Source organism: Candidatus Pyrohabitans sp. (genome assembly GCF_054014795.1).
Map to the genome: position 1 here is coordinate 1 of NZ_JBPMGE010000087.1, position 12866 is coordinate 12866.

The 12866-nt window shown below is 52.1% G+C and carries 17 protein-coding genes; 11 read left to right on the forward strand and 6 right to left on the reverse strand.

Features of this window, described 5'->3' with window-relative positions:
• The first annotated feature begins 96 nt into the window (after window positions 1-96).
• Window positions 97-1209 (forward strand): 3-dehydroquinate synthase II, encoded by a 1113-nt coding sequence (locus ACXJJW_RS09205; RefSeq protein WP_456475450.1) that lies wholly within the window; start codon window positions 97-99, stop codon window positions 1207-1209.
• On the opposite strand, the gene dfsP is transcribed toward ACXJJW_RS09205, so the two are convergent.
• The 3 genes from dfsP to ACXJJW_RS09220 all read right to left on the reverse strand — a co-directional run bounded on the left by dfsP (window position 1210) and on the right by ACXJJW_RS09220 (window position 2824).
• Entirely contained in the window at window positions 1210-1824 is a 615-nt protein-coding gene (dfsP, locus tag ACXJJW_RS09210; protein WP_456475451.1) for a DUF166 family (seleno)protein DfsP, read from the reverse strand.
• Window positions 1821-1961, reverse strand: a complete 141-nt coding sequence (locus tag ACXJJW_RS09215) for a hypothetical protein (protein ID WP_456475452.1) — start codon at window positions 1959-1961, stop codon at window positions 1821-1823. Before ACXJJW_RS09215 ends, dfsP begins: the two co-directional genes overlap by 4 nt.
• Window positions 1962-2200: 239 nt before the next feature.
• Entirely contained in the window at window positions 2201-2824 is a 624-nt protein-coding gene (locus tag ACXJJW_RS09220) for a uracil-DNA glycosylase family protein (RefSeq protein WP_456475453.1), read from the reverse strand.
• Window positions 2825-2985: 161 nt separating this feature from the next.
• On the opposite strand from ACXJJW_RS09220, the gene mtnA reads away from it, so the two are divergent.
• Genes mtnA through pyrF form a run of 4 tightly spaced genes read left to right on the forward strand, consistent with a single transcriptional unit; the run spans window position 2986 to window position 7017 of the window.
• The gene (gene mtnA, locus ACXJJW_RS09225; RefSeq protein WP_456475454.1) at window positions 2986-4026 is read left to right on the forward strand and encodes an S-methyl-5-thioribose-1-phosphate isomerase; all 1041 of its coding nucleotides are present in this window, start codon (window positions 2986-2988) and stop codon (window positions 4024-4026) included.
• Window positions 4027-4059: 33 nt separating this feature from the next.
• Window positions 4060-5460 (forward strand): hypothetical protein, encoded by a 1401-nt coding sequence (locus ACXJJW_RS09230; protein WP_456475455.1) that lies wholly within the window; start codon window positions 4060-4062, stop codon window positions 5458-5460.
• Window positions 5432-6364, forward strand: coding sequence for a deoxyhypusine synthase (locus ACXJJW_RS09235; protein WP_456475456.1), 933 nt, complete (start codon window positions 5432-5434; stop codon window positions 6362-6364). Before ACXJJW_RS09230 ends, ACXJJW_RS09235 begins: the two co-directional genes overlap by 29 nt.
• Before the next feature lie 2 nt (window positions 6365-6366).
• The gene (pyrF, locus tag ACXJJW_RS09240) at window positions 6367-7017 is read left to right on the forward strand and encodes an orotidine-5'-phosphate decarboxylase (RefSeq protein WP_456475465.1); all 651 of its coding nucleotides are present in this window, start codon (window positions 6367-6369) and stop codon (window positions 7015-7017) included.
• Here the strand turns inward: pyrF and ACXJJW_RS09245 are convergent.
• The 3 genes from ACXJJW_RS09245 to ACXJJW_RS09255 are packed head-to-tail and all read right to left on the reverse strand — an operon-like array spanning window position 7014 to window position 8772.
• Window positions 7014-7631, reverse strand: coding sequence for a stage II sporulation protein M (locus tag ACXJJW_RS09245; protein ID WP_456475457.1), 618 nt, complete (start codon window positions 7629-7631; stop codon window positions 7014-7016). The genes pyrF and ACXJJW_RS09245 overlap by 4 nt on opposite strands.
• Complete coding sequence (locus ACXJJW_RS09250; RefSeq protein ID WP_456475458.1) at window positions 7628-7921, reverse strand: hypothetical protein; 294 nt, start codon at window positions 7919-7921, stop codon at window positions 7628-7630. The genes ACXJJW_RS09245 and ACXJJW_RS09250 overlap by 4 nt, the downstream gene beginning before the upstream one ends.
• Window positions 7922-7953: 32 nt before the next feature.
• Window positions 7954-8772 (reverse strand): bifunctional fructose-bisphosphatase/inositol-phosphate phosphatase, encoded by an 819-nt coding sequence (locus ACXJJW_RS09255; RefSeq protein ID WP_456475459.1) that lies wholly within the window; start codon window positions 8770-8772, stop codon window positions 7954-7956.
• Between the two features lie 115 nt (window positions 8773-8887).
• Between ACXJJW_RS09255 and ACXJJW_RS09260 the strand changes: the two genes are divergently transcribed.
• From ACXJJW_RS09260 to ACXJJW_RS09280, 6 genes are all read left to right on the forward strand, one after another.
• Window positions 8888-9106 (forward strand): LSm family protein, encoded by a 219-nt coding sequence (locus ACXJJW_RS09260; protein WP_456475460.1) that lies wholly within the window; start codon window positions 8888-8890, stop codon window positions 9104-9106.
• 179 nt (window positions 9107-9285) lie between these two features.
• Window positions 9286-10284: a glycosyltransferase gene (locus tag ACXJJW_RS09265; protein WP_456475461.1), complete on the forward strand. Its 999-nt coding sequence runs from the start codon at window positions 9286-9288 to the stop codon at window positions 10282-10284.
• 36 nt (window positions 10285-10320) lie between these two features.
• Window positions 10321-10437: a cupin domain-containing protein gene (locus ACXJJW_RS11430; RefSeq protein WP_503417200.1), complete on the forward strand. Its 117-nt coding sequence runs from the start codon at window positions 10321-10323 to the stop codon at window positions 10435-10437.
• Window positions 10437-11708 (forward strand): glycosyltransferase, encoded by a 1272-nt coding sequence (locus ACXJJW_RS09270; RefSeq protein ID WP_456475462.1) that lies wholly within the window; start codon window positions 10437-10439, stop codon window positions 11706-11708. Before ACXJJW_RS11430 ends, ACXJJW_RS09270 begins: the two co-directional genes overlap by 1 nt.
• Window positions 11702-12469, forward strand: coding sequence for an SAM hydrolase/SAM-dependent halogenase family protein (locus ACXJJW_RS09275; RefSeq protein WP_456475463.1), 768 nt, complete (start codon window positions 11702-11704; stop codon window positions 12467-12469). The genes ACXJJW_RS09270 and ACXJJW_RS09275 overlap by 7 nt, the downstream gene beginning before the upstream one ends.
• A partial coding sequence (locus ACXJJW_RS09280; RefSeq protein WP_456475464.1) for a nicotinamide-nucleotide adenylyltransferase occupies window positions 12454-12866 on the forward strand: 413 nt, incomplete at its 3' end. The genes ACXJJW_RS09275 and ACXJJW_RS09280, both read left to right, overlap by 16 nt.

Sequence of the window (12866 nt, forward strand, 5' to 3'; positions counted from 1 at the left end):
GCAGCAATTGTCCACGAGGGAAAGACAGCAGAAGAGGCAATGAGAATGCTGAAGTAGCGAAACCCTTATTACCTTTCCATGCGAAGGTGGCATATTATGAAGTTTTTCTGGACTCAGGCTACTTCCGGCGAGAGCTGGGATGATAGAAAGGCTGTGATCACTGCGAGCCTGGAATCTGGTGCAGCGGGTGTGGTGGTGCGCAGTGAAGACAGGGAAAGGGCTGCAAAGCTGGGCAGAATAACACTGGTGTGCGAGGGCGATGGCTGTGAGGTAACGCTCGTGCGCTGCCCTGGTGAGGAGCTTCCGACCAACTTCGAGGAGCTGGGGTGCGTAGCTCAGGTTAAGGAACTCAAGAAGAAGGGTAAGCAGGTCGCAGCCTATGTTGAGATTCGCAGTAAGGCCCACGAGAGGCTGGCAGCGCTCCTTGCGAAGCTCGCAGACTATATAATCGTCGTCGGGAAGGACTGGAAGATAATCCCCCTTGAGAACCTCATCGCAGAGCTTCAGAAGGAAGAGGTAAAGGTTATAGCTGGGGTTAAAAGCGCCGAAGAGGCAAAGCTGGCACTTGAAACCCTCGAGGTGGGCACCGACGGCGTGCTCCTGGAGAGCAGCGATGTTAATGAAATAAAGCGCGTGGCCGAGCTTGTGTCAGGGGGTACAGAGAAGCTTGAGCTAAAGCCAGCGAGGGTCACCGCGCTTACCCAGGTGGGCATGGGGGATCGGGTTTGTATAGATACCGCCTCTCTGCTTAGGATAGGAGAGGGGATGCTCGTGGGCAGTCAGGCGGGCGGACTATTTCTTGTGCATTCTGAAACCCTGGAGAGCGAGTACGTCGCCTCGCGTCCCTTCCGGGTTAACGCAGGCGCAGTGCATGCCTATGTGCTCGCCCCCGGCGGGAAAACTCGCTACCTTAGCGAGCTAAAGGCTGGCGATGAGGTGCTTGCCGTTGACGCCGAGGGGAACACCCGCAGCGTTGTGGTGGGAAGGGTTAAGATAGAGAGGCGCCCCCTAATGCTGGTCGAGGTTGAGGTGGAGGGCAACTCTTACAAGACCCTGCTCCAGAATGCCGAGACGATTAACCTTGTCACCAAGGAAGGAAAACCCATCTCCGTGGCGAAGCTCAAGGTGGGGGATGAGGTGCTGATTTACTGCGCCGGCGAGGGCAGACACTTCGGCATGGCTGTGGAGGAGACGGTGATAGAGCGGTGACTACCCTTTATCCACTGCTCTTTTAAACGCGGCAAGGTGCACATCACCGGCAAAGTGCAGAGGTGCCTTCTTACCCTGCGCAATCTCGTAGCCCGCGGCGCCCCTGCATATGAACTGCACCTCGAGGGCGAAGCGATGCTCCGCTTCTTTCAAAGGAAGGCCCACAACCTTCTCCGCAGCCACCCAGGTGGCACCGCAGGGGGCACCCTTCCTAACCCTTACGTTCGCGACTTTTCCCTCCTTCAACTTCACCTCAAGCTCAGGCGTGCCAAAGCGGCGGGCGTATTCTCCCGCCTCATCCACCTCACCAAGACCACAACAAGTTGGCGGAGTTATTGCCCCGGATATACGCCTGCCCGGGGCGATGATGGGCACCCCCTTGCCCTTCGCAATCTCGGCAAGAAACTCGCTCAGGTCAGGATGATACAGGTAGTCGAGCACAAGCTCTGCCTCAAAATCGGCGGCTATGTAATCCTCAGGCTCATCTATAATCTCCGGGAGCGCCTCAGGCACAGTAAATATCTCCGCTATCTCCACACCCCTGGCGTGCCTTTTTATACCCTCTATCTTCTGGAGCCCTCTCTTCCCTCTCTGAAAAACAACAACACGCATCATGGACCCGGCTGAAAATCTGGGCACCTTCTGTTTTTCTCTATATTCAGATTGCAGCGGTTGTGCATAAGACACCTGTACAGCAGTTTGTACTCAGTTATAATATCCTCCAGCAGGGCACAGTCCTCGCATCTTACCATGGCACCACCACAGCACGCTGGGATTTAGGCTCTTTGTGGGATTATGTATATAAATTTTTCCATGCTGGTTCTGTTATGTAGCATCCTGAAATCATTCCCCAGCCTTTATACCTCTTGCATGTAAAAGCTTACACCAGCAAAAATCAGGTGGATTATTAGCTGCTGAAATACCCCCTCCTTTCCATAAGGGGTCTGGAGCACTAACCTGTTCCGATGCTTCCGCATTCGCCATGTTAAGTTTATTCATCGTCTCCTTGTCCACAGGGAATGATTTTGCCTCTGCAGTATAAAATATTGTGGATAATTTTTCTGATTTCCGGGAGTCTTTTTGCCTCAAAATCTGGATGCTCTTTGAACCATTTTTGATTGAGAGGTGAAGGATGAGGAAGGACAATTGTTAATTTTCCATCAATTTCTTGATTATTAAATATCAGTTCAGAAAAGTCCTTTTTCGGGAAGAAGTATTTTGCAGCGTAACGACCTATTAGGATGATTATTTTGCTGTTTACAAATTTTATTTCCTGTCTTAACCATTTGTCTGCACAATGCCTTGGAGGTTTTTTATCTCCACCATTTTGGCGTTTCCCGGGATAACAATGTCCAATCCCTGAAATATAAAAATTGTCATCATTATAGAAGTCCTCATCAGGGATTTGATACCATTCACTTCTTAATTTTTTGCCACTGGCATCATTAAAACATTTGCTGGTCTTATGAACATTTTTTGAAGGTGCCTGACTAATTTGCAAAATTTTTGCATTTTGATTGCCACTAAAAACAGGGTTTGGTTCAAAGCCAAAAAGGCTTCTACAATCTCTACATGCTTTAATTTCTTTGATTAATTCAGAAAAATTGTTCACCATAATATGTCAGGAATAAAAAGTTATCGTCAGAAATAGACCACGCCTAAAGTGCATTTCACTAACTTTTTATCGCATAACTTCCAAAAAGGAGTTGAAACGAAGTTTTAGAAAGTTGAGTCTCACCCTCAACCCCAATATTTTTAACTCTGAAGAGCGATACAATGCCTGTGGTGGCTATGAAGACCATCGAGCTTAAAGATGAAAAGGTTTTAATGATTGACCAGACACTTCTCCCGCGAGAGGTTAAACTTATAGAGTGCCACGACACCGAGTGCATCGCAGAGGCCATAGAGAACCTGAGAATACGCGGTGCACCCGCCCTGGGCGTGGCTGCTGCCTTCGCCCTCGCCCAGACGGCGCTGAAGTATGCAAACTCTCCGAGGGAGGCTGTACTTGCCGAGCTAGAGAAGACATACAGGCGCATCAAGGCTACCCGCCCCACCGCTGTGAATCTTCACCTCGCCCTTGAGAGGGTTATGGGCAGGGCAAGGGAGAGCAAAAAACCTGCTGAGGCAGCATTTAAAGAGGCTCTAAGAATATACGACGAAGACTTTGAGGCGAACAGGAAGCTGGGGGAATATGGCGCTGAGCTTCTCGAAGATGGCGACGTCGTGCTTACCCACTGCAATACCGGCGCCCTTGCAACGGCGAGCTATGGCACAGCTCTCGGGGTTATAATCACCGCCTGGCGTCAGGGAAAGAAGCTCAGGGTCTTTGCAGATGAAACCCGCCCCCTGCTCCAGGGCGCTCGTCTCACAGCCTGGGAGCTGGTTCAGGAAGGCGTGCCGGTGACTGTCATCCCAGACAGCAGCGCGGGTTATGTGATGCGCACCCAGGGAGTGAGCAGGATAATCGTGGGCGCAGACAGAATCGCCGCCAATGGCGACACAGCCAACAAGATAGGCACATACTCTCTCGCTATACTCGCAAAGGAGCACGGGATACCCTTCTACATAGCTGCACCCCTATCTACAATAGATCTCAACACACCCACAGGAGAGGGTATACCCGTAGAATACAGAAAACGCGATGAGGTAGAGTTCTTCAATGGTCAGCGAATTGTGCCCCGGGAGGCAGATATACTGAACCCTGCCTTCGACGTAACACCAGCGAAGTACATCTCCGGCATAATAACCGAAGCAGGCGTACTAACCCCACCCTACGAGGAGAGCATACCCGGAGCCTTCGAAAGAAAGCGCTAAGTTATTTATATAAACCAGGGGTTTAATGCTATTATGCGCCTCTACCTCACTGTACTTCTTATGCTGCTTGTCCCCCTAGCCTACGCAGATAGCGGGCTGAGCGTAGCAGAGCACAACATAACCTACCTCCTGGGTAAGGAGAACATCACCGTTTGGGAGGATATACTCCTGAAAAACAGACCCTTCTCTGTGACCTCGCCCGTATACTACCACCTTGCCCAGGGCGCAGAGAACATAGGGGTGGAGGTCACCGGCGGGGCAGACTACAGGATAGACGAGACATACGGAGGGGTGATCTTTGATTTCAAAAACGCCTACACCACGCAGGTTAGGGTAGGGCTGAAGTACTCCTACGCCTACAGTGCGCGGAGGGAGGATGGAAGCTACCTCTTTGCAGGCGAAGCCCTTAAGCGGGTGTATCCCTGGGGAATAAATACTGTCAACCTCCGCTTTGTTCTCCCCCATGGCTTCACCTTTGGCGATGTATCGCCCAAGCCGGAGGAGAAGGGAGAGGGCTACCTTCTTTACAGGATAACCTACCTGGACCCCCGCGCCTATGAGGGATTTCCTGTAAGCATCGAATATGCCAACTATCGTGAGCTGGCAGAGAAAAGTCTGAGTCTGGCAAAGGCGAGGGAGCATGAGACCTTCCTTGCAGTCAGTGACGCAAATCGCAGCATACAGAATGCCCGCAGCTATGGGGCAAACCTCTCAAAGGCGGTGGAAAGCTTCAATCAGACTCTCACCCACCTTCAGAACTACTTCCGGCTTTTGAAGGAGGCAGAGCTTATACTTGAGGAGGACAGCTACGGGGCATACAGAAAGGCATCCTCTGCAGTGGAGGAGCTGGAACTGGCGGGCATAAAGGCGAGAGAGGCCTACAGCAGGGCAAACTTTGAGATTCAGCGAGCCCTTGAGGAAAAGATAGCCACCTTCGAGGAGAACCTGAGCAGCCTGAGCAGGGAGGAGCCGAGAGTGGTAATGGTTGAGCAGCTCAGAGGCGGAGGGAACCTATACAAGTATGCCTTCTTTGCAATTGTTGTGCTCTTCTCAATCTTCATAGCAAGCGAGGCCTACCGCATACTGGCACCAAAAAGCTACCGCAGAAGGAGCAGCGTCAAGGATTTCAGGGTGATAGATGACCTGAAGGTCAAGAGATTCAATGGATTTGAGAAGAAGGTGGCAAAGGTCAAGCGCGGCGTTGACCTTGCGCAGGAGATTCGAAACCTGAGAAAGCGCAGGGAAAAGCTGAAGCTGGGTATAGAGAATGCCCGTAAGAAATTTGCCTCGGGTGAGATGAGTACTGAGCTTTACAAGCAGGAGAGATTGAGATTCGAGAGGGAGATGGATGAGCTGGATGTGAAAATCGCCCTACTGGAGAAGGAGCTCAAGGAGATAAAGAGGCATGAGGAAGGTAAGACAGATTCAGATTGAGAGAGGGATGAGTGTTGACCAGCTCATGCGCCAGTACAGCAGGGCTGGTGTGCTTGGAGCTGGGGCTCTTGGCAAAGCATGCGACATCCTCGAGGATATGGTTAAAGCAAGAGCGACAATATTCCTGGGCCTGGCAGGGCCTCTCGTTGCGGCGGGTATGAGGAACATGGTTACTGAGCTGATAAATCTGGGTGCGGTGAGTGCCATAGTAACCAACGGCGCAAATGTGGTGCACGATGTTCTGGAGGCGCTGGGCGGTGCGCATTATGTGGGCAGCTTTCACGAGGATGACCGAGTGCTGCACCAGGAGGAGCTGGGCAGGATTGGCAATGTTTACACCCGTGTTAAAGACTTTACCGCCTTCGAGGACTATGCTCAGGAGCTGCTCTCCGGCATCTCCGAAGAGAGGAGGAGGAACCTCTCAGTAAGGGAACTTACCTCTGAAATTGGGAAAAGTCTCAGGGACGAGGGCTCCTTTCTGAGGGCTGCGTATGAGCAGGATATACCTGTGTTCTCTCCCGCGGTGGTGGACTCCATGCTGGGTCTGCAGCTTTTCTTCTTTGCTGAGAGGCACAGCATAGTGCTCAATGCCCTCAAGGACATGAAGGAGCTTGCACAGATGGTTTTTGACGCCCCCCGGGTTGGAGCGCTCTTCCTAGGCGGGGGTGTGCCAAAGCACTACATCCTCGGGGCCAACCTCCTGCGGGGAGGAATAGACTACGGGATTCAGGTTACCCTGGACCGCGAAGAGGGCGGAAGTCTGAGCGGCGCAAAGCTGGAGGAGGGGATAAGCTGGGGCAAGACAAAGGAGGAGGGCAGGGTGGTAAGCGTGGTGGGCGACGCCACTGTTATCTTCCCCCTGCTGGTGGCAAGCCTCAAGGAACGTCTGGGAGGCGAACAATGAGGCTGCAAAGGGAGCACGGGCTAATTTTAGCCCTGGATATGACATCCCGGAAGGAAGCGCTTGAGGTCTGTGAGAGTGTGGCTGAGCATATAGACGCGGTGAAGGTGGGCTACCCGCTGGTGCTCTCCTGCGGGCTGGGCATTATAGGCGAGCTTGGCGATATTGGCAAACCCGTAATCGCAGACTTCAAGGTTGCTGACATACCCTATACCTCCCGCCTCATCTGCGAACTTGCCAGGCAGGCAGGCGCAAGCTTTGTCATAGTCCACGGCTTTGTAGGCGAGGATGTGGTTAAGGCCTGCGCCGAGGTGCTCGACATCTTCGTGGTAGCGGAGATGAGCCATCCCGGAGCGAGGGAGTTTATCCAGCCGGTGGCTGAGAGGATAGCTGAGCTTGCCAGGAGCTATGCGTACGGCATCGTGGCCCCTGCCACAAGGCCGGAGAGGATTGCGAAGCTGCGCTCCATCGCTGGAGATCTGGTGATAATATCGCCCGGCGTTAAGGCGCAGGGGGCTCGCCCGGGGGATGCGATACGCGCTGGCGCCGACTTCGAGATAGTTGGCAGAGGAATCTACGCCGCTGAGGAGCCGCGCAAAAGCGCCGCCGAGATTGCAGAGGAGATAGCTGCCGCCATTGGAGAGCACTCAGGTTAGCCTTCGAGAAGAGCCGCCAAGTAGAGGAGTACCACAATTCCCAGCGCGGGAAGAGCAAACCCCGACTCAAGGGGGATTTTTCGCATCTCCCTTTCAAAGGCTTCGACGCCTCCGCGTGTTGCCACGCCTCCAAGCCTGTTTGCTATCTTTATGCCCAGCGCAATGCTCCCGAGCATTGCAGGTATTTCCAGGAGGGCGTGGGGCATCAGGTAGGCGTAAAGCTCAGCAACACGTCCCCGGGAGGCAAAGCTCCAGAAGAAGGCGCTGAGCACAGTGAGGTTGGCAAAAAGGCTGAGCAGAGGAACAAAGTAGAGGTAGAAGAGGCAGGACCTGAGGGGAGAGCCTGTGCGGAAGCTTCTGAAGCGGGAAAGCACCACATAGAGGGGCTCTGAAAGCCTGTCCAGCATTGAGTAGGTTTCCTCAGAGGTCCGTCTGTAAATCTGGAGTTCTACATGACTCAGAAGTAGACCCAGGTATATAGTCACCAGAGCGGCGGCCGCATTTTTTAGAAATATGCTACCAGCGGGCAAACTCAGAAAGAGATGCGTATAGCCGCTGAGCAGATAGCCGGTAAATACAGCTGTCCCAATGAGTGCAGCAAGGCTTTTCCTCATTTCAGCAGAGCAAAGAAGAGCTTCCCCTTCTCTGTAATTTTGATAAATCTCCTGGGTCGGTCTCCGCGCAGATTTGTCTCCCTCACCCTCACCAGCCCCTTCCTCTTAGCCTCGTCCAGTGTGGCGTCAATCTCTTCACGAGGCTTTCCCAGCGCCTTTGCAAGGCGAACCTGGCACACCTCATCGTAGGCACACAGATTCAGCCCCAGAAGTCTGCACCTGCCGCATATGTCGTCCTCTTTTATGGGCAGAATCTCAGAAGCGGGGATGAAGCTTATTGTGGTCTTCATCTTCCTACCTGATTTAAGTTCTGTTTATACAGCTATTTAAAATTTCGGTGCTCAGCGCCCAGAATCCTGATTATCTCCTTCTGCATCTCCCTGCTGTGCACAGCCACGAGATTGAGCCTCTCTATCTCAAGAAGAGACGCCTCAAGGGGAGCGCCCCGCATATCTGTAACAGCACCACCCGCCTCCTCAACCACCAGCTTCGCAGCAGCGATATCTACATTGCGCAGATAGCTGCGCACATCAACAAAGGCATCGAAATCTCCTCTGGCAACATGACACAGCTCCAGCGCCGCGCTGCCCAAGGTGCGCACCCGCTTTATGCACTTGAGCAGGGGCATAAGCATCACAATGCTTTGTGGCGTGGAGTAGACACAAACAGTGGCTCTGCTCAGCTTTCTTGAGTCCACGCTTCTTATCCTTCGCCCATTGTACCACGCACCTCCGCCGCGCTCTGCTGCGAACTCATCGCCAGTGTGGAGGTTGAGCACATAGGCTATGCTAACATCAGCGAGGCTCGCATCCTCGCTGTAGGGCGAAAAAGCGATGGAAAGCGCATAGAAGGGCAGTCCGTGAAGTGCATTGAAGGAGCCATCGATGGGGTCAACCACTGCAATGTATTCAGGCTCCTGGGAGAGAGCCACACCACCTGCCTCCTCGCTGAGCACAAAAAAGGCTCCGCTCTCGCCAAGGTGGCGCATCACTATGCTTTCAGCCGTCTTGTCTATCACCTCTGTAGGCGTGCCATCTGCACCCATCCCAACGCAGCGCGAGGCATCACCGCTCTCGAGTGCCTCGCCAGCGGCAATGCGCACCTCTGCACCTATCCTCCGGGCAAGGTTAAGCAGTCTCACGCAGCTTAGATTGGCCGCATGGTTTATAATTTTTCGCCCAGAGCTGCCAGATTCCCTGCGCAAAGTTTAAATATCCGCACGATGAACTCATAATCTCTGAAGGAGTGAGAGAAAAATGGCGCAGAGACCTCTGGATGTGCTTCATAAAAGCTTGGATTCACCTGTACTGGTTGGCCTTAAAGGCGGCAGGGAGTACAGGGGCACCCTTAAAGGGTATGATATGCACATGAACGTAGTGCTTCAGAATGCCGATGAGATAAAAGATGGCAACCCGGTACGCAGACTCGGACTGGTGATAATACGCGGAGACAATGTGGTTTTCATATCCCCCTGAAGATTCAATAAATTGTTTTTGAAGCAGATTAATATCCTATAAGCCCCGATTATATGGTATTGCGGCCTAAGTAGAGTTGAGAATCTCTGTTCAAGTTTTGCGATATCTTTGCGCAAGATTTAAATTTACGGAGAATTTAACACCTATTAGTCATATTTTTGTGTCTGACAGGGTGTGGAGTGATAGTGAAGGTCTGTATATACCTCGAAATGGAAGAGAAGCTTGCAAAGTGCGGTATTGGCAGAGCTGTGGAGAATCAAAAGAGGGCACTTGAGCTAGCCGGCGTAGAATATACGACCAATCCAAGAGAAGATTTTGATATAATCCACATCAATACAATCGGCCCTAGATCTCTTTATTTAGCCAAGAAAATGAAACTCAAAGGGAAAAAGGTTATTATGCATTCCCATTCCCTTGCAGAAGACTTCAGAAATAGTTTCTGGTTCAGCAATGCTGTCGCACCCGCATTGAAACAGTATCTGAAGCGCTTTTACAACCAGGCTGATATGGTACTATGTCCAACCAGATATGCCATGAATCTGCTCAGGGAGTATGGTGTTACCAGAGAGGTCAGAACAATCAGCAATGGAGTCGACCTAAATAGATTTAAAGATGTGGACATGAAGAAAGAGGAGTCTAAAAGGAGGTTTTCACTTAATGGCACCGTCCCCTTTTCTGTAGGGCATGTTTTTGCCAGAAAGGGGGTTCGTACCTTCATAAGGGTGGCTGAGCATTTTCCAAATACCTTCGTGTGGTTCGGCAGGATATATCCCCCTCCCCTGGGTTCCAGAGAAATGACAAATCTGGTGAATAATGCACCAAAAAATGTGAGGTTCCCTGGTTTTGTTGAAAATGTTTTGGCCTATTCTGCGGGAGACATATTTTTCTTTCCCTCAAAATGCGAGCTTCAGGGGATAGTGGTTCTGGAAGCCGCTGCCTCAAAGAAACCTATTTTGATCAGGGATATACCTGTATATGAGGGCTGGCTCACCCATGATGAGAATTGTCTGAAGGCAAAGAACAAAGATGAATTCGTTGTGCAGTTAAAGGAGCTGATGGAAGATAAAAGACTGAGACGAAAACTCTTGACAAATGCATATCGGATGGTGCAGGAGCACAGCCTTGAAAATATAGGTTGTTCATTAAAAGACATCTATGAGTCTTTGTTAAAAAGATGATACAGGGGAAGTTTTTATATCCGTGTGCCCGGAAAGGTGAGGAAGATAAGATTTATTAGGGATATAATGGCATATATTTCTCCTGGAAGCCTGCATCGCTTCATTGACTATATCCCTGCAGGCACCGGAAACAGGGATTTTGAGGATGTGTGATGATGAAGAAGCGCCTGTGCATCGTAGCAGACACCTACCCGCCCAAGAAGGATGGGGTTATCACCTTTCTGCGCTCTGTGATACCTCTGCTGAAGGACCACTACGAGATTACCCTTGTTGCTCCGCGCTTCTCTGGGGAGAATGGCATTTTTCGGAATGTCGAGGTGGTGCTCACGCCCTACCTGCCTCTCGAGCTTGCGAACTACTACCCGGCGCTTCCAGACTCAAAGCTTGCCAGAGCCATAAGGCGCAGCGACATTGTGCTTGTTAACGACCTGGCGCCTCTGGGGGCGGTGGCGATTACACTGGCGGGTGCCCTGGGCAAGCCCCTCGGGGTATTCTGCCACCATGACGAGGCCACGATGCTCGAGAAGGCCTTTAAGCTCGACAGGCGCCGGTTTGTGCCGGATAAGAAGTTCAGGAGAATGATTGACATAATTGTAAAGAGGTACTACCGCAGGGTGGACATCTTCTTTGTTGCAACCTCACGCTTTAAAAAGAAGCTCCAACGCCTGGGGATTCCGGAGGAGAAGATATTCTTTGCCCCATTTGCAATAGATACCTCGCATTTTAAGCCGCTCAGCGGCGAGGATATGAGGAAGCGCTATGGTATCCCCCGCGATGCAAAGGTGGTGCTCTACCTTGGAAGGATGTCCCATGAGAAGAATGTGGAGACTGTGATAAGGGCGATACCCCGCATTGCTGGAGAAGAGCCCTCTACGTGGTTCGTCTTCGTCGGCGGTGGCGCAAGGCTCAGGGACTATCAGAAGCTCGCGGCGAAGGTGGCGAGCAACGCCAATGTTGTCTTCACCGGCTGGGTTGAGTGGGAGGAGGCTCCGAAGTACTACGCCATGGGAGATGTGTTTGTTTTCCCCTCCCTCCATGAGGCACAGGCTTTCGTGGCGATGGAGGCAATGGCGTGCGAGCTTGCGCTGGTGGTATCCCGCGACCATGGCGAAGAAAGCTACTACCGCGAAAATGAGAACTGCCTGTTTGTTGACAACCCGATGGACGAGAGGGAGGTTGCAGAGAAGACCCTCCTCCTGCTCAGGAATGAGGAGCTCAGGCGCAGGCTCGGGAAGAATGCCAGGAGGAGTATGCTTGCCTGCTCCTGGAACAGCCATGTTGCAAAGCTTCTCGAAGGATTGAGGAGGATGGAGAACAAGCAGAGGCTCTCGCGGAGGAAGCGCGTTAAAATGCTTCTCCTTAACAAGTACTTTGCCTCAGGCCTGGTTCTCCTCCTGTGGGCCAGCAGGGGAAAGACATGGTAATCACGCTAACCACCGACTTCGGCAACAGTGAGTACGTGGGGGCGATGAAGGGCGTGATTCTCTCTATCAACCCCCAGGCGAGAGTGGTGGATATAACCCACGGGATAAGGAGTTTTGATATCCGGCATGCCGCCTACGTGGTCAAGAGCGTTACCCCCTACTTCCCGAAGGGCAGTATTCACGTGGTGGTTGTTGACCCGGGGGTGGGTACACCCCGGCGAGGCGTGGCTATTGAAACAGAGGATTACTACTACGTAGGTCCTGACAACGGCGTGTTTACCTTTGTTCACGGGATAAAGCGGGCAGTTGAGCTCAAGCTGGAAGCGAGGTCAAGGACCTTCCATGGCAGGGATGTATTCGCACCGGTGGCTGCAAGGCTGGCGAAAGGTGAGGATATAGCAAGCTTCGGCGATGTGATGGGTGAGATAGCCAGGCTTCCCATTGAAGAAGCCAGGCTGCACAACAAGGCTATAGTCGGCGAAGTTCTGTGTGTGGATGTGTTTGGCAATGTGATAACCAACATCCCAGAACCCCTGCTCAGAAAAGCAAAAATTAATTATGGCGATAGGATTCGAATAAGGGTCGCAGGCAGGGAGCTGGAGATGCCCTTCCTTGCAACCTATGGCTTCGCTGAGAGAGGCGAACTCCTCGCCCTTGTGGGAAGCGAGGGTTATGTTGAGATAGCCGTCAACCAGGGCAGGGCCTCTGAGAGGCTCGGCTTAAAAGGCGGCGAAAAGGTGGAGATATGCGCGGTTTGCTGATTGGCAGGTTTCAGCCCTTCCATCTGGGCCACATATATGTGATTAAAGAGATCGCCAGGGAGGTGGATGAGATTATCATAGGCATCGGCAGCGCCCAGAAGAGCCACAGCTTAGAGAATCCCTTCACTGCCGGGGAGCGGCTGATGATGATATCGCGCAGCCTTTACGAGAACGGCATTCACAAGAACTACTACATAATCCCCATAAACGACGTGGACAACAACTCCCTCTGGGTCAGCCATGTTAAAAGCCTCACACCGCCCTTCGACAAGGTTTATTCAGGCAACCCGCTGGTAAAGCGGCTTTTTAAAGAGGCGGGTAAGGCGGTAGCTACGCCGCCGCTGTTCAACCGCCATGAGTATTCAGGTACAGAAATCAGGCGAAGGATGCTTGAGGG